This is a genomic window from Bacteroides sp. AM54-2NS, assembly GCF_003602935.1.
GTDB lineage: Bacteria > Bacteroidota > Bacteroidia > Bacteroidales > Bacteroidaceae > Bacteroides > Bacteroides xylanisolvens.
On sequence record NZ_QTMZ01000007.1, the window covers coordinates 138,752 to 159,414 of the forward strand.

General features: G+C 45.0%; 16 protein-coding genes and 1 pseudogene. 1 reads left to right on the forward strand and 16 read right to left on the reverse strand.

Features of this window, described 5'->3' with window-relative positions; all coding sequences use genetic code 11:
* Positions 1-30 precede the first annotated feature (30 nt).
* Together DXA05_RS06890 and DXA05_RS06895 are read right to left on the reverse strand one after the other, a co-directional pair.
* Positions 31-576, reverse strand: a complete 546-nt coding sequence (locus tag DXA05_RS06890) for a radical SAM protein (protein ID WP_004320698.1) — start codon at positions 574-576, stop codon at positions 31-33.
* A gap of 21 nt (positions 577-597) precedes the next feature.
* Positions 598-954 carry a 6-carboxytetrahydropterin synthase gene (locus DXA05_RS06895; protein WP_128858953.1) on the reverse strand — a complete coding sequence of 119 codons (357 nt, stop codon included), beginning with the start codon at positions 952-954 and terminating at the stop codon, positions 598-600.
* A 129-nt stretch (positions 955-1,083) separates the two neighbouring features.
* Here DXA05_RS06895 and DXA05_RS06900 point away from each other — a divergent pair, with 129 nt between their 5' ends.
* Positions 1,084-1,443 carry a YbaN family protein gene (locus DXA05_RS06900; RefSeq protein ID WP_004304786.1) on the forward strand — a complete coding sequence of 120 codons (360 nt, stop codon included), beginning with the start codon at positions 1,084-1,086 and terminating at the stop codon, positions 1,441-1,443.
* Here DXA05_RS06900 and DXA05_RS06905 read toward each other — a convergent pair.
* The 14 genes and pseudogenes from DXA05_RS06905 to DXA05_RS06970 all read right to left on the reverse strand — a co-directional run bounded on the left by DXA05_RS06905 (position 1,413) and on the right by DXA05_RS06970 (position 20,656).
* Complete coding sequence (locus DXA05_RS06905) at positions 1,413-1,979, reverse strand: MTA/SAH nucleosidase (protein WP_008775563.1); 567 nt, start codon at positions 1,977-1,979, stop codon at positions 1,413-1,415. The genes DXA05_RS06900 and DXA05_RS06905 overlap by 31 nt on opposite strands.
* Before the next feature lie 85 nt (positions 1,980-2,064).
* Complete coding sequence (locus DXA05_RS06910) at positions 2,065-2,931, reverse strand: carbohydrate kinase (protein WP_128858954.1); 867 nt, start codon at positions 2,929-2,931, stop codon at positions 2,065-2,067.
* Positions 2,932-2,935: 4 nt separating this feature from the next.
* Positions 2,936-3,964 (reverse strand): alcohol dehydrogenase catalytic domain-containing protein, encoded by a 1,029-nt coding sequence (locus tag DXA05_RS06915; RefSeq protein WP_128858955.1) that lies wholly within the window; start codon positions 3,962-3,964, stop codon positions 2,936-2,938.
* Positions 3,961-5,046 (reverse strand): SGNH/GDSL hydrolase family protein, encoded by a 1,086-nt coding sequence (locus DXA05_RS06920; protein WP_128858956.1) that lies wholly within the window; start codon positions 5,044-5,046, stop codon positions 3,961-3,963. Before DXA05_RS06920 ends, DXA05_RS06915 begins: the two co-directional genes overlap by 4 nt.
* 21 nt (positions 5,047-5,067) lie before the next feature.
* On the reverse strand, positions 5,068-6,390 hold the full coding sequence (locus tag DXA05_RS06925) for a mannitol dehydrogenase family protein (RefSeq protein ID WP_118408614.1): 1,323 nt from the start codon (positions 6,388-6,390) through the stop codon (positions 5,068-5,070).
* On the reverse strand, positions 6,377-8,614 hold the full coding sequence (locus DXA05_RS06930; RefSeq protein ID WP_128858957.1) for a histidine phosphatase family protein: 2,238 nt from the start codon (positions 8,612-8,614) through the stop codon (positions 6,377-6,379). Before DXA05_RS06930 ends, DXA05_RS06925 begins: the two co-directional genes overlap by 14 nt.
* 40 nt (positions 8,615-8,654) lie before the next feature.
* A complete protein-coding gene (locus DXA05_RS06935) occupies positions 8,655-9,929 on the reverse strand; it encodes an FAD-dependent oxidoreductase (RefSeq protein ID WP_117513545.1) in 1,275 nt (424 codons plus the stop codon).
* Complete coding sequence (locus DXA05_RS06940) at positions 9,929-11,305, reverse strand: hypothetical protein (RefSeq protein WP_128858958.1); 1,377 nt, start codon at positions 11,303-11,305, stop codon at positions 9,929-9,931. The genes DXA05_RS06935 and DXA05_RS06940 overlap by 1 nt, the downstream gene beginning before the upstream one ends.
* The gene (locus DXA05_RS06945; protein ID WP_004304776.1) at positions 11,293-11,622 is read right to left on the reverse strand and encodes a hypothetical protein; all 330 of its coding nucleotides are present in this window, start codon (positions 11,620-11,622) and stop codon (positions 11,293-11,295) included. Before DXA05_RS06945 ends, DXA05_RS06940 begins: the two co-directional genes overlap by 13 nt.
* Positions 11,623-11,639: 17 nt before the next feature.
* The gene (locus tag DXA05_RS06950; RefSeq protein ID WP_128858959.1) at positions 11,640-12,593 is read right to left on the reverse strand and encodes a DUF6772 family protein; all 954 of its coding nucleotides are present in this window, start codon (positions 12,591-12,593) and stop codon (positions 11,640-11,642) included.
* 21 nt (positions 12,594-12,614) lie between these two features.
* Positions 12,615-14,353: pseudogene (locus DXA05_RS06955) on the reverse strand (RagB/SusD family nutrient uptake outer membrane protein).
* Positions 14,354-14,377: 24 nt separating this feature from the next.
* Entirely contained in the window at positions 14,378-17,464 is a 3,087-nt protein-coding gene (locus DXA05_RS06960) for a TonB-dependent receptor (protein WP_004313405.1), read from the reverse strand.
* A gap of 5 nt (positions 17,465-17,469) precedes the next feature.
* Positions 17,470-18,834: a BACON domain-containing protein gene (locus DXA05_RS06965; RefSeq protein ID WP_128858960.1), complete on the reverse strand. Its 1,365-nt coding sequence runs from the start codon at positions 18,832-18,834 to the stop codon at positions 17,470-17,472.
* A 31-nt stretch (positions 18,835-18,865) separates the two neighbouring features.
* The gene (locus DXA05_RS06970) at positions 18,866-20,656 is read right to left on the reverse strand and encodes a sodium:solute symporter family protein (protein WP_120079006.1); all 1,791 of its coding nucleotides are present in this window, start codon (positions 20,654-20,656) and stop codon (positions 18,866-18,868) included.
* Positions 20,657-20,663 lie beyond the last annotated feature (7 nt).

Below are 20,663 nucleotides of genomic sequence, written 5' to 3' on the forward strand. Positions count from 1 at the left end.
AGCTTCTTCCGCATCACCCGTCTATTTTGTTCAACGGATGTCGATTAATTTGTGTGTTTGCAGGCTGAGTCTCCATTTGGGATGTCGCATTACACAGTCCACTGTTGAAGCAGTGTTATTACAAGAACAAGGCTGGAGGAAAAAATGTTCGGCCGGAAGTAGTTCAAAAATACTTATATCTTGTCCTTCATAGACCACTTTCACTTCATCCATCCGGTCGATGGCAAGTTTCGCCCCTTGTTTGGGGGAGCAGGTCACCCAGTCGATAGCTGCCGGCAGGGGGCGTGTACCGTTGGTTTCGATGGTCACATATTTGCCTGCTTGGTGCAAACGGTCGATCAATTCATCGTCTATCCATAAGGAAGGCTCGCCGCCCGTAAGGACAACGGTGACGGCAGGATATTTTTTCACTTCGGCGATTATTTCATCGTCGGTCATCATTTTTCCTTCTTCGTGTTGTGTGTCGCAAAAGTCACATTTCAGGTTGCAGCCGGAAAAACGGACGAAGATGGCCGGAGTTCCGGTATGGTAGCCTTCGCCCTGCAAGCTGTAAAAGATTTCATTAATCTTTCTCATCATCAAAATTTGTTTGGTTTGCTATTCTTGTCCTTCTGCGCTGCCGGAATCTTTCTCGTAGATGACAATGTTTCCTTCCGATTCCTGCACTTCTACTTTATAGCATTGAGGAATCTGTTTGCATACCCACCGGGCAATATTCTCCGCTGTGGGATTAAATGGGAGTACTTCGTTCAGATTTTGATGGTCGAGTTTCTCCGTGACCACTTCTTTGATGCGGGTGAAATCTACCACCATTCCTTCGGAGTTGAGCCGCATAGAACGGCAATAGACGGTGATAATCCAGTTGTGACCATGTAAACTGGCGCATTTACTGCGATACGGGAGTACCAGCTTATGAGAAGCCGAGATCTCCATGCGTTTGATTACTGTAAACATGAGTGTATGTATTTTAATAGTTACACGCATCTAATGTCACCTCGATGCAACGGCAAAGGTAATATAAAATAGAGTTTTCATCCAGCAAAGAGTGTTATTTTTTCCCTTTTTTTGCACTATCTTTGCCGCATGAAAACTCTATATATTGTTTTAGGTAGTATTTCTCTTGCGCTCGGCATTCTCGGCATCTTTCTGCCGCTACTGCCCACTACCCCTTTTCTATTGCTCACCGCCGCCCTTTATTTCAAAGGGTCACCCCGATTATATAACTGGCTGCTCAACCATCGGCACTTCGGTCCTTATATCCGCAATTTCCGCGAAAACAAGGCGATTCCTCTCCGTGCCAAAATAATTTCTCTCGTATTAATGTGGGGAACGATGCTTTATTGCATTTTCTTCCTAATACCTTTTATATGGGTAAAGATTCTCCTGGGATTGATAGCCGCAGGAGTCACTTATCATATTCTTTCTTTCAAGACATTGAAATAGTGTGATAGTCCCTGCCGTGCATCGGCAAGTTTATCTTCCCAATGTTTCACGGAGTTCTGACCAATAATATCAGTCACGTATTTCACGGAAATAAACGGTATTTCTTTTGAACGGCAAACAAATGCCTGTGCGTATGCTTCCATATCTACAACATCTCCGCTAACGTGAGTCAACTCGGTGAGGAAACCATCTCCTGTATTGCAGATTCCATGTTCCGTCCAATGCGTGCAATAACCTTTTTCTTCGAGCAGAGCTGATGAATCGATCTCACACTCCAATCCGAACTCTTTCATTTTCTGCATATCACGGTCTATGAACTTGCGACATACAAAAATATCTCCTACCTGATGATTGACTGTTCCAGCACTTCCGATATTGAGCACCAAGTCCGGTTGTACCTGACGGATTGCCTCTGCCAAATGAAAGGCTGATTTAACTTTACCAATACCTGTACGAACGTAGTAAGGTTCTATATCCGGCCATTTAAGTTCTACAAATTCGCCTTGTACGGCGTAGGTTACTAATATTTTCAACATGGGTTCCTTTATTTCGTAAAAATCAGTTATTTCTGCAAAAATAACTATTTAACTGGAGTTATCTATAAAATGCAATCAAAAGAGATTACTTTTTACTATCCGGCAACGGATTAATAGCCCCCCTTTGTGTACAAGTATATGCCGATACATCTACCGCTTTGCGGTGTGATTCAGCGACCGACGCCCCTCTAAGTATATTCACAACAAAGGTAGCAGTAAACGAGTCGCCTGCACCTACAGTATCGGCCACCTCGACTTTAGGTGTGTTTATGGATGACACTTCCCCACTTGCATCATATATGCCACTACGTACTGCCCCTTGTGTGAATATAACATACTTGAGCGAAAAACGAGCAATGAGTTCTGCGATAGCTTCCACAAAATCAGTCGAAAGGGAAAGAAGAGAGATCAATAACGGCAATTCGTCTTCATTCAATTTGAGCACATTTGCTTTTTGCAAAGATTCCACAATCAAGTCTGTTGAATAAAAACGTTGCCTGATATTAATATCAAACACCTTCAAAGAGGTATCCGGCACGGCATCTATGAGTCTCAAGATTGCAGCACGTGACTTTTCACTTCGCTGTGCCAAAGAGCCCCAACAAACAGCATCTGCATCGCTGACAAGTTTCATGGTCGCAGGACTACACTCGATAGCATCCCAAGCAACATTCTCAACAATGTCATATTGCGGTACACCGGCCTCATTCAACGATACAAGCACTTTACCTGTCGGCAAAATATTACGGGAAATATATCCTAAATCAAGTCCGGTCTCTTTAAGCACTGTAAACGTTTCATCGCCGAGTTCGTCCTCACCTATTGCCGTAACGGGATATGATTCTGCTCCCAATTCCTTCGCAAAAAAACAGAAATTGATAGGCGCTCCGCCAAGTCTCTTACCTTCCGGGAAGCAATCCCAAACAACTTCTCCTATACCTATTATTTTCATGGTTTTATAGTTTAATAATTATTTTCATGGATGTTGCACCATTCTCGTCTATAAATTTATATGCCTCGTCATACTGCTCGAACGGGAAATGATTCGAAATAAGCGGTTCGAGACGGATAGCTCCCGAACTTACCTGATCGATAGCCGTAAGATAATCTTCATGGCGATACATCATCGTTCCGTTCACCTTCAGTTCGTGCTCTCCCAAATAGAACATATCAAGTGACGGATCCTTGCCAAATACCGCCACTACAACAATGGTACTCCCTTTTTCGATACACTCCATAAGCGAACGAATACTCGACTCAACCCCGGCAACCTCAAACGCAGCTTGAAAATCTTCATCCCCGAAAAGCCTCTTCGCTCCTTCTTTGAGCGGCGTCTTAGCTACATTGAGCGTATCTACTATACCACATTTACGAGCGATTTCAAGTCTGAAATCACTTACATCGGTAATAAGAACCCGTTTGGCTCCTCTTGCCTTAGCGAACTGCGCCACGAGGTTACCGATCGTTCCGGCACCCGATACAACCACATTCTTACCTTTCAAGTCCCCGCCACGCATGGTTGCATGCGCAGCCACTGCCACCGGTTCTATCATAGCCCCATAATCAAGTGACATACCTTCAGGCAATACCGCAATCCTGTCATCATCAACCACAAAAAAGTCTTGCGCAGCTCCATTTGCCTGAAAGGCTTGCACTCTTAGCTCTTCACAAATATTATACTCTCCCCGCTGACAAGGCTTGCACTTCCCACACGCAAGTTGCGGACGTGCGGTGACAATGTCACCCGCCTTGCAGATCGTAACCGCCGTCCCCGTAGCGACTACCACTGCCGAATATTCATGCCCCTGAACTACCGGATAAAAAGTTGCCGGATGACATCCGTGATAAGAATGTATCTCACTTCCACAAATACCAATTCTCTTAATATTCAGAAGCACCTGATGTTCTTTCAGGTCCGACGCCTTAGGCGCCTCAACTTCACGAAATTCAATATGTTTTGGTTCTACTAATACCGCTTGTCTCATTTTATACCATATTTACTTAAAATTTCTATTACCGGAGTCTCTATCGACTTCGCCCAAAGTGCATATCCATAACTACTTGGATGAGTTCCGTCGACCGATGTCTCATGCGCATCGGAAGCATCAGGCGTAATCAGATAAACGTCTTTATATTTCGGGTTCGTGAGGATTTTCGCAAACAACTCCTCTACGGTTGCCGCCTTAGCCCGTTCTTTCGCATCAAGAACTGTATCGAATGAACGTCGTTCACGATAGATCGTACGCTGAAATATCAACGGAGTAGCCGGATGTGCCGCTATAAGCCGATCGATAAACGGCATCAGGCGCTCTCTTATCAGTTCTGCGTCAGGATTTGAAAAAGTATCGAATATAAAGGCATCAGCCTTGACTTCCGCAAGAACGTCGAGCATGTAAGGTTGCATCAGGCAACGTCCGCTTGTTGCGAGCGACACGACTTGAAGACCTGTATTACGCATAAATTGCATGGGATAACTCATACCGGATCGATCCGTGCTCACTCCCTGCGTAAACGAAGAGCCATATACCGCTATCCTGTGACGAAAATCGGACTTCAACGGTTCGATAACAGCATTGTCATCTATCCCTATCTTACAAGAAATGACCTCCGAATACATCGGCATATACATCATACATTCGTGCATCGTACCATCCATATTCTCAATGAGCGTGAATGTCTCGGTTTTCTCGCCCTTATACGCTTTCAATGAACCGCTTGCCGCATACTGCCATTGACCGTTTGCATTTTTGATATAAAGATCATATCCTTTATAAGAGATCGGCATGGTTGAATGGCTCGAATATACATATCCCCACTTTGTCGTAATCTGTATATTACGTGTGTTCGTTTTAAACAACACAGCCATACCGGCAGAGCAACGGAGTTGTCGATTCTCCGTCCTGTTAAAACCTTTATAAACCAATGTATCAACTCTATGATAGGGATTGGGAGTCGATTCAAACGGCTTACCTATCAGGTTAAGCGTTGACGCCTCCGTCTGTTTTTGTGCCGAAACCGACAATACGCACGAAAGCGACAGAACAACCGTTATGAAAAACTTCTTCATTGCCTTCTATTTTTTAGTTGTTTACTGTAATAAGACCTTCAACCCTTCCGCTACCTGCATAGCATAAAACTGCTCATACTTTTCCATAAACACAGGATATTTGTCCAGTCCCAATGACACAAAAGGTGATATTTTCAAGAACTCGGCCGGCGATCCTCCGGAAATCAACTTCCTGTCCGCCGGGGTGATGTGAGGTTCGGAGATAGCTATATTTTCACCGGACTCGGTGCGCGCACCTATCAGGTATTTGCAATAAACAGCTATCAGGAAAGCCTCTATCGAAATATCCTTCCCATCCTGCAACATCTGTTTGAGTATGGGTACCACATAAACGGCAAACTTAGCAATGCCATCGCCGCAAAGCCGTGATACCTGATCGCTGATCGCCTTGTTTGAAAATCGTTCGATAAGCTGGTCTTTATACGCTTCAAGGTCAACGCCTTCGGGAACCGGAACATAAGGAGTAACGTCCCTATTCATAAACAACTTTATCATTGCACGATACCTCTCGTCTGCCATTACAGCATCGACCTTCCTGAATCCTTCCATATAGGCAGGATAAGAAAGAAGAGTATGTGACGCATTGAGAAGACTTAATTTCATGATTTCATACGGGGTCACATCATGGGTGAATGTAACTCCCACCTTCTCCCATGCAGGACGGCCTGCAATGAAATTATCTTCAATCACCCATTGTATAAAGTCTTCACAACACACATCTGTAACCTTACCCGGTTTTGTTACGGGAGTGATTCGATCTACCATCGAATTCGGGAACGTCACTTTCTTTTTCGCCCACGCTGCCACCTCGGGATATTTCGCTTCGAAGTATGACATAAACGCACATTTGGCGACATTGCCGTTCATCTGCATGTTGTCACACGAAAGAATCGTAATCGGCAAATCTTTCTCCATCCGACGTTTAAGTCCTTCGGCTACATACCAGAACACACTGCGCGACTTGTTAAAGTCAACCTTATATCCCCCTTCGGTAATGGTGAGAGAGATAATTTTTATCTCCTCCGATGCTATTTTAGCGATGATAGGCTCACTGCCTATTTCCCCCCATGCCAGTTCTACAAGCGAACCAATCAGCATACTATCCTGTTCGCCGGAAGGGCTGCATGTCGTCAACTGATATATGCCGTCATCTTTCTTGAGGGCGTTGAACAATACCCCGTCCGTAGGCATAATCATGGCTCCGAATACCCCCCAGCATCTTTGTGACGGATCTTCAAGTAATAAATTTGTGTAAGCTTCGAGATGTGCACGATGGAAGTTTCCAACGCCGAAATGTACTATTCCGGCCTTTATTTCAGCACGATTATAATTAAAAGTCTTCATACGATAATTTCAATGTTTCGGCAAGTGATTTTTCCACCTTGTCGCAATGTTCTATATAGAATTTATAAACCTCATTCCATTTGTAATAAGATGCTTCAACCGCTTCCAACGGCAACCGGAGGTCTTTTTCATTCAGCATAAACTTAACTAAAACGTCCGGATTGCCTTCTGATTGGTAAAAGATCATCTGAAGGTTCGCACCCATCGGAATATCCCAATACTTCCAACTCCGTAACGCTTCTTTGGAATTACTAGCCTCCCGCGCCCACGTCCCGGCTTGCAAATTGGTCAAGATGGCCATCAGAACGCCATCGTGTCCGAAGTTGAGATTGATACCATGACGCTTGCGCACCAGATCTTCGGCAGATTCGTCTAACAAATGGCGTAACGTGCGGGATGCAAGTCCCCAACTACGCCCGTGAGATACCGGTTCAGGACCTTTCTGCGCAAAATACTTATAGTTCTCGATTTCCGCCCAAGCCAATATTTCCTCTTCTGTAAAGATATCCCATATAGGCACTTGGCGGTCGAGGCATTGCATCAGTGATGCCATTAACCAGAAGCGATGGATCAGGTCGTACTTGTCATATTCACTTTCTACTTGTGTAACATCTATAAACAGTCTTCTAAAAAAAGCATCCACATCCAACTTTTCATCTATATATGAACGATATTTTTTATACCAACTGTTTTCCTTACCAAGTATATATTTATCAAGCGGACTCCTGCCGGGACATACGTTACCGTATGGATTCAGTGTGGTAAGGAACGAACGGGAGTTGTCTATCTCCGCCCATTCAAGCCTGGGGCGTAGCGACAAAATGCCCGAATTTACAGATTGCATGGTGGCCGCCACCCGAAGCACATTCGTTGCGTTAGTCTTCAAATAGGGATGGCCTTCAAATACTTCCGGATAGTTTTGTACCATCCTCCGGCCTATCTCCCTTGTCTGACGATAACCGATTTGTGTCAGATCGCCTTCTTTGTAAAACACATTCTTCTTGAACGGTTCAAGACGTTCGTACAAGGCTTTCCCAAAATCGGTAAGGTTGTTTGTGGCATGAGCTTTCTCCAATACGCCGTATATGGCAGAATAAGTCACCTCATCGTCTATCTGACGCGCTCCATGACGGAAATAGCCGTTTATATAGAAAGGCGTATATCCTTTGGGCGCCGGCGTAACCGGATGTGAAAGATCGGTCACATAATACACGCCGCCCGCACGTTCCGGATCCCTGCGTATCTCGTCGAGAGGATTTTCGGCCACCGGCTTTTCTTTCGGAAGAGAGAGTTTGAATATGCAAGGAAGATCAGACGTCTTTTTCGCATTCGTATTGGTATTGACATACATAACTCCGTCTTTGACCACAATATCTTCCGGTTCATAAATAACCTGTTCCTGCACATTGTACCGGACAGTAATTGTCCGCCTATCCGTATCGTACACCCGGATGCAGGAAGGACGGCTGTCATCCTGTTTCCCAACTCCGAAGCAGAAATAGATTTTACCATCATGCATACAGCCCGCTTGCGTGAACCATACCTCATAGGGGAACACCACCTGATCGAGAATGTCATTTTCGTCGAGGCGCACCTTTGCACCCTCACTCAACGACGGTATGCGGAATTTGGTGGCGACATACAGGTTTTCCCATGCATGCTTTGTCACCTTCGCCACAGTACGTTTACGCGCCGAGAATATCCATATAAAGCCCCGTTCCCGATCGACCAGCCAGCTTGGCGCTCCAAAGATGGAGACATACCCTTTCTCCGCCCATTTCGAGCCATCGAGTTCAATTGTCTGTGCGATTTCGCTGCTAAAACGTTTTCCACGACGGGTGATGCTCTCCACAAAACACAACCATTCCAACTCGCTTCCTACCTTCCCGTTTGTGATATACAAGAGAGGAAACGATGCTCCGCGTTTTGTCTCGACGCCAAAGCATACATTATTTACATGGTTGTCCGGATGGGAGGACGCCAACTCAAAGCCTGCCACAGGTTTCGGATCGGCACTTTTGAAATCATAGATATTCACGTGCCCTCCATCCTCGCACGAAAATATGTAATCATCCCATATTTCAAGTCCTTGCTGTGCCCGCCCCCGTCCTTCCTTTGCCAGGAAGACAGAGCACTCCACCTCTTTCTCCGGCTCTACATACAACTGGGCGATAAGGGGAATAGAGATCAGTAAGCACACGACAGACAAATAGATCTTTTTCATAAGTATGCTCTATAAATTTAAAGTATGATTATGTTCTACGTTAATCGAACAGCTCTACGCCTAACGACTCAAGCCGTTTCTGCAACTCTCCCACATCGAGAGCCCGCGGAGTACAATGCTGCGACGCACTCATGGCAGCGGCAATACCAACTGCCTCTCCCATCGCCATGCAAATACTCATGACACGATAGGAAGCGTGAGCTCTGTGAGTACCCGATATGCACCGTCCCGCCACCAGAAGCCCTTCCAAGCCCAACGGGAGAAAACAACGATACGGCAAATCGTATGGTTTGCAATATTGGATGGTCGGTTCCGCCTGTCCGGCTCCGTCAGGATTATGTATATCGACAATGAACAATGCTTTATGTACCACCACATCGGCAAAACGGCAGCCTTCCGCCATTTCATCGGCATCGATCACATAGTCGCCCATCACCCTGCGGCTTTCGCGCACTCCGGTTGTTGTACCACTTCCGATCACTCTACAGTTTTCGTAACCCGGCAAATTTTCTTTCAAGAATTGAGTCAGGAGGCGTATCTGTTGCCTAAGTTCAAGATCGGCGGCGAAAATAGAGCTTACCGAAGTAATATCCACTCTATTGACTTGTGTCGTATTTACCTGACGGCAACCCGGTCTGACCGACGGATGCAAACGCACGGCAGCAAGCATCCGGGGAAGTTTGCCCTCATCGGCTTTCTTTTTACACCAATCAAGAAAACACTCGCCATTCAATTGAACATTGTCTACATCTCCAATGCAGATAATTCCTTTCGACTCATCTACGCCATCAATGGTGTATTCAAGGGTTACAGGCTGCATGAGTCCGTCAGCACGTCCTTTTTCTATTTTTGCACCGGCAAGAAAAGATACTATGGCATCACCGGTACAGTCAATCGTAACCGCGGCTTCAAAACAGAGCGTCCCCTCGTTACTTGCACACTTAATGCCTTTTACCACCTTTCCGTCACGAATAACATCCGACACGCAACATTGCAAAAAGACATCGACGTTCTTTTCCCTGGCGACAAATTCTGCCAATGTAAGTTTTGCCTCTTCGAAATCGTGAGCATTTCCATGTTCGCCAATCCAGTCATTGTCTTCGACGCCAAGAATAGCACAAACCTCATCGCGCATCGTGTTCTTGCTTACACTACCGAGAATAGGGCCGACATACCCGGCGGTCAGGTTACCTCCAATGACTCCGTATCTTTCGATAAGGGCAACACGTGCTCCTTGCCGGGCGGCGGCTACAGCCGCACATATCCCGGCAGGACCTGCACCTGCTACTATTACATCATAATATTTTGTATTCATTATCTGCTTGTATATGGACCGGAAATAGTCTTAACAGTCATTGCCCCGTCAGAATCTGTGATTGTCACAACTCTGTATTTGTTTCCTCCATCGGTCACACGAACTACAATATGTCCATCATATCCCTTTACTCTCGCAGCCTCTTCCGCCGTAACCCGGTCGTCTACTCCGCTGGGACGATCGCCCTGCCAGAAGTTAGTGATAAACATGTCACACGCAGGGAGTGTTGTCTCCATCGAATTCAGTATATCGGTACGGGGATGACAATCTACCCACGAATTGACAACAATCGTTTGTGGATTGAGTGCTTTCAGAGCATCCACCTGATTGGTGTTGCTCGTTCCATGATGGTCGGCTTTCATCAGTTCCACCTGACCTACTACTTTTGCACAGGGCAATTCGGCATCTTTCCATGCATAAGTCGAACGTCCGTTATACTGAAGGTCACCACCGGCAAAGAAGTCAAAGTTGCCATACGAAACTTTCATCACACAACTGGTTATATTCTCCGGCGGACAATTGTCACTGGAGGTAATGTTCTTACTGTTTTCGTATGTAATCTCCGAGAGTTCAGGGAATGTCTTCTTTGTGGTAGTGCCCGAACCTGTCCAGATCTCTCCATTCACTGCCACGTTTTGCACCTTTGCAGTAGGATACTTTGCAGGATTATACTTCTGAACGATCTGATTATTCGCCCCTGCTTTAAATATCGCAGCATCGAACTTTTGATTGGCGACATGCCATTTCACTGCATTGATATAGTTATTACAACTTGGAGCATTGTCTGCCATTGTCGCCATGTCGAACGGATAGTTATAATCGGGATAGCCACGATCAAGAAGCGTACCAATCTTGAAATTATCGAAAATCTCGGCAAAACCTATCAACGAATAAGTACTGGAATTAGCTGATTTTGGCAAGGAAGAAGTATAACCGCCAAAGTGGTCATTATGGAAGTGGGTAAGTACGGCATAATCAATCGTACTGTTACCTGTCCATACCATACACTTACGAATGTAATCAGTTATAATCTGCGAACCACGGGTAGAAGTCAGAGTCGGATCCCAACGACTACGGATACCGGTATTGGTCGTATTACTATTAGAGTTGGTTGTAACACTCGAACTTGCGGCATCGATAAGCATTTGCGTACCATCCGGGAATATTACAAACATGCTTTCACCGGTAGTCGTATTGATGAAATGAATATCCATCACCCCCTCCTGCCAGGCAGGAATCGTTTTACCTACCTCTATTTCAGTGGCAGCATCTTCCCCACCTCCATCCGGACGAATCAAAAATGAGTGAGACTCATTGGAGCTGCATCCTACAATCGCAAGGATGAACAGACTAAATATAAATATTAACCTTTGCATGCTATATGAAGATTTAAAAACATCTCTCCGCCTTCAATGCTGACAGCAAGACGAATATAATTACCAAAATTTGAATTTACCTTTATAATATGTTGGCCAAGTCCTTTGAAGATTACAGGCTCACTACCGTCGTCAGCCCAATGTATACCGTCTTGCGATAGTTGTACACGACCTTCGAATACGGGATCTCCTTCTATTTTCTCAACCATAACAAAGAATATAGCCTCATCTGCCCAACCAGCCTCGTAAGGATGAGTGAAGAAAGTACCTTTAAAGAACTTCTTTACCTCAAGATGGGAATCATTAAACATTTTCATATATTACATTCCTCCTTTTATTCTTGTGAAACAACAACAGAATCTATATAAAAGAATACACGACGATTGGTATCAGTACCCACCCAGAAAAGAGGATTGATAAGATTGTCGATGCGTCCATATCCGTCAACGGTATCGGCCTCAATGCCACGCATATCCCAAATTTTGTCCTGACATTGGAACTCTACATATTCACGAAGCTCCGTGTCAAGTTTCAGACGCATGTATTGCCAATTGAGTTTACAGTCGGTCTCATTGTAAATGAGTTTCTGATGACCATCTTTCAAATCCTTGAATCCATCGTGGTCGCCATTAGGATAACGGCGGCCGAACCACCAGGGATCGACTCCCCTCTTACACCAGTCTCCGTCAAGTCCATAAGCCCAATCGCGGTCGGTTATGTCTTCATTGGAATGTTCATACTGCCACTTCTGCATTAATTTGCCATCTACTGCATTGAGATAGCGGACTCCTACATGGTAGCGCTTTCCACCCTCCTGTACATCGAATCCCAGGCCAAAGTCGCGGATGGAACTTTCATGTAAACCCGGTTGCGGACGGTCACCGCCATCCACCACATCCTGCTCCGCCGTGTATGTAAACCAACATTCTATCTGCAAATATTTGCAGCCCGGGCGAGAGAACGAAAGCCGCTTAATGGCATGTCCCAGACAACCTTCCGCCGGAATCTCCGTATAAGGAGCGGCAACAGGTCTTGTCGAAAGTTTAAGAGAGTAAGTGCCGGACATAGCCCCGTGAGTGCCCGGATACCTGAAAGTAGCGGAACTAAGCATGACCGGTGGCCACTGGTCTTTATTGACCAATGTCTTGGGAACATCAAAATCGGGATATTCCGTAAAGTTAGGCATCAATGTCATCCAGCCGTTAAAGCCGGTATTGAATACATCATAGCTCAACACCCTTTTCAATGGTTGATAGCGACTGCGCAATAAAATTTCTCCAATGCTCATAATATCATTTATTTAATAAAGTTAGTACCCTGGATTTTGAACAAGTTTGCCATTCATTATCAATACATCATCACTTGGCAATGGCCATAAATAAATCTTCTCATCATACTTACGTTCACCATGCTGGACGATATAGGTTCCGTCGGCCATCGCTTCAAAAGAAGGAAATCCGTCTTTGTCAAATGTCGGAGTCTCCGGCCAAAACCAGTTGCCTGCCGCAAAGTATTCCTTTGCCCTGTTGGCTGTACGGGTAAATCCGTACATATTGTGTCCGAAAGCATTCTCAAACTGATGCCAACGAAGCAAGTCGAAATAGCGCAGATTTTCCCATGCAAACTCCACACGACGCTCACGACGGAGCACTTTGCGCAATGCTGTCTGATCGGTTGTCGTGATGGACGGATAGTCGTTGGTTTGTGTACGGGTGGTGCCATAAGCACGGGCACGGACATCGTTGATGCAAGCAAGGACAGTAGCGTCAATCTCTCCCAGTTCAATCTTAGCTTCGGCATACATCAACAAAACATCGGCATAACGCATGAGAATGACGGGGTTGTCGTTATACAAAGTAGTACGCCATGACTCTTGCGCGCCTTTGCGCAGGCAACAACCATTGTAAGCGCAATTGGAAGCATCTGAACCGCCTTTGGAATCTTTGTTTGTAATCATACGATTTTGTGTATAGTCCATTACTTCGAGTGCGTTTGGCGCAGGGTTCCACTCAATACCATAGATACGGCTGCCGGGAGCAGCAAATGTTTCCAGGCAACGGGGATCACGGTTGGCAAATGGATCGTGAGGATCAAAACCGCTGCCCGGTTCATCAATCGTCTTGCCATTCGTCATTTCGTAGACAGCAAGAAGTTCCCACGAAGGTTGCGCATTATGTGTACCGCCTGCCGAACGGGCAATAAAGGAACCGATAGCCTGTGTAGTAGGTTTACCGTTTTCATCCAACTCAAGATCGCTTGAGTGAGCAACAGAGAAGATAACTTCTTTGCTTCCTCTTGTCTTGTCGCGGAAAAGTTCTCCATAATCAGGGGCCAAGTCATATACTTCTAGATCCATACAGTCTTGCGCAGCCTTTGCGGCAGTCCCGTAGTCGTGTTGATAGAGAGCGGTACGAGCCTTGTAAGCATAAGCCGTTCCTTTATCTACACGGGTGGCGCCGCTATTATTATTTGCGGCCGGCAATTTTCTGCGGCATAGTCATAATCTTCATAAATTTGTTTCAGAACGACAGCTTTGTCGGTACGCCCCATCTCAAATGCTTCCTCCGGAGTAATCGAAGTCACGTAGAAAGGAACATCTCCCCAAAGAGTAATCAAACGTGAATAAGCAAATGCTCTGAAAAAACGGGCTTCGGCACGAAGCGTATTCAGTTCAGTGGTGGAATATTTGCCTTCAAGTTTGTCGAGTGCCTCCAAAATTCGGTTGGCACGACTAATGTTCTTATACGTGTAACTCCAAACAGTCTTGATGTTAGGATTACTTGTAGAAGACGCATTCAGTGAACCTGCCGCAATGGTATAAATGTTGGTTCGTTGCGCCCAGTCATCCGTATTACGATCCAGCGTCCAACCTTCTTCTATAACAAAGAAGGTACTGCGATAAAAATCGTTCAACGAGATTCGAACTTCCTCCGGTGACGAGAACCAGTTTTCACTGGATGCGGCTGAAGGAGGATTCAGATCGAGGTTCACACAAGAAGTTACAGATAGAAGAGCTATCATGCAAATCAATACATGTATTTTTTTCATATTATGTAATTTTTTCATACTCCATTAGAATTTGATATCCACTCCAAATGTATAAGTGCGTGTGATATAGGTAGAAGCGCCTGCTTCAGGGTCCCATCCCGAAAGATAACTATCAAAGCAGTATGGATCATCGATATTGACGTACACCCGAAGTCCCTTGATTCCGACTTTAGAGACGATTTTTTTAGGAACTGTATAGCCAACGTTGATATTCTTTATACGCATATAGGCACTACTCTTGAGCCAGTAATCCGACATTTTGTAGTTGTTGTATTCACCGCCCTGATGGCTCAAACGGGGATAGCTGGCTGCCGCGTTCTGCTCTGCAGTGTTATATACACTCCAATAATTACGGCTGCCATTGTCGTTCAGAAGGACTGACGGAGCCGGAAGCCATTGTCCCTGCATAGGGCGAATCATACTCTCGGTGAGGCGTGAAAGTTGTTTCCCGACACCATTGAAGAGTAGGGAGAAAGAGAGACCTTTCCAGCCCAAACTAATAGAACCTCCATATAGATAGTGTGGCAATGAGCTGCCAAGCACTACACGGTCGTATGTCTCATTGATAATTCCGTCAGGAGTGCCGTCCGGACCGCTGACATCTACATATTTCACATCACCCGGTTTGGTAGAAGCCGAAAGCAGAGCGCTTTCACTGACTTCCTCTGCGGTCTGGAACAAACCTGCAGTCTTATATCCGTACCAGGAGTTATATTCTGCGCCTTCGGTAATAATGGTACCATCGCTGTTAAACTGCTGCTTGCCATTAAGATTATCTATTATAGACTTGTAATCAGAGATATTAAAACTTACCGCATAACTTACATCTCCGATACGGTCAGACCAGCCGAGTTTCACTTCCCAACCGCGGGTATGCATTTTACCTACATTCCTGTCAGGTGCCGAATAACCTGTAAACGACGGGATTGCCACTGACAAGAGCATATCTGTTGTCTTCTTATAATAATAGTCTGCGCTAAAGTCAAGACGATTGTTAAAGAAAGCGGCATCCACACCTATATCCCAGCTCTGTGTTTTCTCCCAATGGATATTCTCATACGCATAATCCTGTTGAGCGGCAGACATCGAAGATTGGGGCGTAGAACCTGCACTGTCATACATAATGGCATTATTGAACGAAATGTATGTCTGATAAGGATAATTTCCAATCCGCTCATTACCGAGCGTACCGATAGAGGCACGGAACTTCAGATAGTTTATCGGGGTTATGTTTTGCATGAATTTCTCATTAGAGATGACCCAACCCACCGATGCGGACGGGAAGAATCCCCAACGGTGATCCTTGTGAAAACGTGAAGATCCGTCTTCACGAGCATTGAGCTGGAGGTAGTAACGGCTGTCGTAATTATACATGACACGACCAAAAAATGAACGGTATGCATTCTGATAAGAATTGCCGGCTACGGCAAGAGCATTCTTGTTCGCCAAATCAAGATAAGGGAAAGAAGACAAAGACATATCGTTGGTCGATCCCGACATCGTTTCATACGTATAACTATAATCTTCATAACCGACCATGGCATTGAAGTTATGTACCTTGCTGAAGGTCTTGTCGTATGTAGCGATGAATTGTTTCTCCAATGATTTGATGTTACGGCGTTCTTCACTTAGCGAATTGGAAGTATATCCTGAAACATATCCCAGCATAACATCGGTTTCGTATGCATCGTAAACAGGTATGGCTTTCTTCATCTCCTTGATCGAAACAGTTCCGACGGTAGGAGTCAGATTGGCAGTAAGGGTCAAATCTTTTATGGGCTTATAGCTCAACGAGAATTTACCGGTCATTGTGTTGGATACAGTCTTCTTCTCTCCGCCTTCCAATAAGGCGGCAAGCGTATTGCTAAGACTGCCGTCTTTACCAGGACCAACACGGCCATCCGGATAAAGTCCCAAATAAATGGAAGGATACATATAAGCTGCACGAATCGGACTACCGGAAGTCGGGTCATTTTTCGTGGCATAACGTACCGAGAAATCGATAGAACCGGAGAGCTTATCACTAATCTTGAGATTATTACGCGAACGGATAGAGATTCTTTCGTGGTTTGAACCTTTATAGATAGCGTCGGCATTTTCGTAGGTAGCGGAAGTGTGGCTCTTGATTACCTTGTTGCCATACGTCATGGTCAAGTTATGCTTATGGCGCATAGCGGTATTTGAAAGAATAGCGTCTTTCCAATCATAGATAGGATATTGAATGGGATCATACCTGTTGTTGGTAGCATAGTTGTCGATGTAGTCCTGTGAATAGTTGGCAAACTCGCCTCCCGCAGGATTACCGGCATCGTTCCACGACCATTCATTGTACATTGTCATGTAGTGATAAGGGTCGGTCAGGAATTTCGGAAATTCGGTAGGAGAAGACAACGAAATCTCTCCGTTATAACCGATCGAAAGCTGTCCCTCGGTTGCCTCCTTAGTCGTTATCAAGATAACACCGGCAGCAGCACGGGCACCATAGATGGATGCAGAAGCTGCATCTTTAAGTACAGTAATCTGCTGTACGTCTTCGCTTGCTATATTGTCGAGGCTACTGACCATCATACCATCGACAAGGATAAGCGGACTCGAATCAGACATTGTTGTCACACCACGCACCTGAACCGTAGCACTCGCTCCCGGCATACTGCTCGAACGGGTAACCGTCAGTCCCGGAATCAGTCCTTGCAAAGATTGTGAAAGTTGAGACGTGCTCTGTTTCTCGATAAGCGAACTGTTGATTACACCGACCGCACCTGTAAGATCTTTCTTCTTTACAGATCCATAGCCGATAACAACCGTCTCTTCAAGTTGTACAGCATCCTCTTTAAGTTTTATATTTACTACACTCTTACCATCCCACACCACAGTCTCGGTCACATAACCAAGATAACGGAATTCTATTGTATGGCCTGATTCAGCGCCATTGAGCGCATACTTTCCCGACATATCGGAGGTAGTACCTTTTGCATTGTCTTTATCGTGGATCACCACTCCGACAAGAGGACCATTGGCATCGCTAACGACACCCTTCATTACATTCTGTGCAAAAGCCAGATTGATTTGCAGGAAACATGCCAATAACAGGCTTAATATACTTTTTTTCATACTCTTTATTCTACGATTTCAAGCAATACATGTTGGTTATACTCTTTGATTGCCGCACCTGTTTCAGGATTACTCGGATGTTGCGCTGAAAAACGTGTCTGGCCGCTTGCATGTGTCCAGTCAATATACTTTCCAGCGAATTTGGCGCCATTAAGACATAAACGACCTGCCTGTCCGAATCTTAACACAATCTCATCCATATCCTTAGTCGTGGTAAATACTCCTTCGGCAGGGATATATGCGCCATTGTTACTGCTATCGAGCAACATTCCCGCAAAGTTGTAGGTAATAGTCGCCGAGTAATTGATAGGTGCACCCGACAGTGTCTCTGTCGCACTTTCCTGAAGAGTCGAAGTCGGAAGAGCCGGTTTCCATTCTTCTCCATCCTTGAATTCGATCATCCAGTAGTTGGAACACATCGTTCCTAATTTGGTCACAAAATAGAAGTGTATCTTGGTACCGGCAGGAATGGTCGTACCTTTCATATCCCCATAGACATACCAATAATCACCCGGAATAGCTCCTGATACATACGGGTCACCATTAGCACCCACGGCACGGCTGCATACGACTTTCTGCTCTACATAACCTGTCCGGTCACATGCCCAATACTCAATCTTACCACTTCCGGCACTCGGAGCAATATACTTGCCATTGGTTCCCGGGAATACCGATTGTGCCTCATCATCAGCAAATGTTCCACTTGTGTTGGCAGTTAAACTATTCAAGTCCCAATCAGCCAAAATACCCGAGAAAGCATCTTGTACAAGAGTATAGGTATAGTCTGTATCATCCTGGATGGTTACCGTTACTTTAATTGTCCTTTTGGTAAATGTCTTGTTCTCCGGGAAAGTAAGTTTAATATCACATTCGCCTACCCCATTTGCAGGAGAAACGGTCACATCCGCATCTGTACATACAGCCTTCCACTCCTTATCTCCAAAGACTTTGAACGAAGATTCTGTTGTAGTTGCGTCAATCGATTCGGTGATAGGACTGATACCTTTTGGAACAATCATCTTTTGGGTAATAACCAGCTTTAAAGGAGTTACATCATCGCCAATGAAACGAATGGCACCGACACGTGAACTAGTCGATGAATTTTCAGAGACTTTGATTGTAAACTTAGTAATCTCACCTTGTGTCTCATGCGAATCAACAACTGCCCAATGGCTATCGCTTCCATCAGTCTGACAGTCATTATTGACTCTGTAATAGACATTAGATGAAAGGTCAACAGTGAAAAGTCCACCTTCTGCTTCTACATCAAGTGTCTTTGTCGCGAGTGTCATATACGGATCATCCGAGTTATGACAAGATGCAAAAAGCACAAGCGACACACTTGCAAACAATAACATCTTTAGATTCATTTGATTAGTATTTAGGGTTATTAATAATTGACTAGCTAGACATTTTCAGACGTCTTGCATATATAATTCTGTATATCACATAAGCAAGTATCATGGCAATCATCAGTACGATACTTCCTATCACAATTCCTTTGACCGCAAGGGTCTTCGGATCGCCGGCAATAAGCAGACCTATCAGTAAGAGCGCAACGACACCAATGGTAATACAGAAGCAGTTAACAGCCAAATGTGAATAGATTAATACCGCTTTCTTCTCCTTTAATGTCGGTTCGCGATCGGCTTCAGGATCAGTATATTCACAAATGGCTTGATAACCATTGTCTTCATACTTTTTACGTGCCGACCAAACTTCCATAATTGCAAGGATAAGTACAGGAAGTACACAACCGGCAACTGACTCTATAAGGCTTGGACTAATAACGGAGGCGGGAATTATGACGCGAGCCATAATACCAACGAGCCAGGTAAGAATCATTGCAGAAATAAGTTGGTTGCCTGTCAGCCGCTTCGAGAACAGTCCCCATATCGACGGAATATATAAAGGACACATCACCATAGTAAGAAGGGTTACTACCACCTTTTCGGCACCTCCGGCAAACGGGATGAGCATTGACAAAGCGATAATCACAAGTCCAAAGACAAATGTGAAGAGACGTCCTACCTTGATACGCTTTTTCTCATCTGCCTGACGGTTTTTCTCTTTGTGTCCCCAAATATCATAAGTATATACATTGGCATATACATTCAAAATGCCCGAAACATTACTCAATGTAGCCGATAGCATCGCTGCCAACATCATGCCGACCATTCCTTTCATGAGCACGAGTTTGCTCATATTCACATAAGCGTGTTCGCCGTTGAAAGTCATTGTGGTTGCATCCAAATCAAGCGCAAGTCCGGGTTCCATCACACGATAAATCATGGTAGGAAGATACCAGATGAGAGGAGTGACGATATAAAGAATTCCGATTAAATAAGTACTCTTTTTTGCGTCTCTTGTAGTAGGCACGCTTATGTATCGTTGTACAAACGGCCAGTCACCGCCAATCATGGACACATTGAGAAATATCCACAGTAAAAGCCACCCCCATGTATAGGTCGGAGATGTGCCCGAGAAGAATCCCGGTATCTCACTGGCCTTATCAATAAATGCACTTACGCCTCCAACTGCATTAAATGAAAGAGGTATCATAAATACAACCACGGCCAGAAGTACTCCGAACTGAATTACATCAGTCATTAGTACCGCAAGAAATCCTCCGGCAATGGTGTATCCAAGAGCGATGGCACCAAGGATAAGAAGCGCCCACCAAATACTTAGGTAACCCATCGGTGAATCGCCCATCATACCTGTACTTGCAAAAATACTGCCACCATCGACTTTGATTAATGCACACATCACAACCGCTACCGCATACAGAGACACTGCCGTATGTACCGCACGGGCTATAATTCCTGAAATCGTGTAAAAACTTACCGTGCGATGTCCGAACCGGATGGTAAGGAACTCTCCCGGCGATTTGATACGTAGCTCCCGCCATTTGCCCGAGATCCATTTACCGACAATAAACGATGCTACGCCAAGACAAAGTGCAACAACTACCGCAACAAGTCCCGATTTATAAGCAACGCCTCCCCAAACGACAAAGGTACTTGCCGAGAAGATAGTCATGTAGGAAGAGACTCCCGACAGCCACCACGAAGAATTTCGTCCGGCAATAAACATATCCTCGGAGTTTTTAATTTTCCGGGACATCACAACACTCACGGCAATCAGTCCGAGAAAGTAGAGTAAAATAATAATATAATCTAACTGTTCCATATTCTGG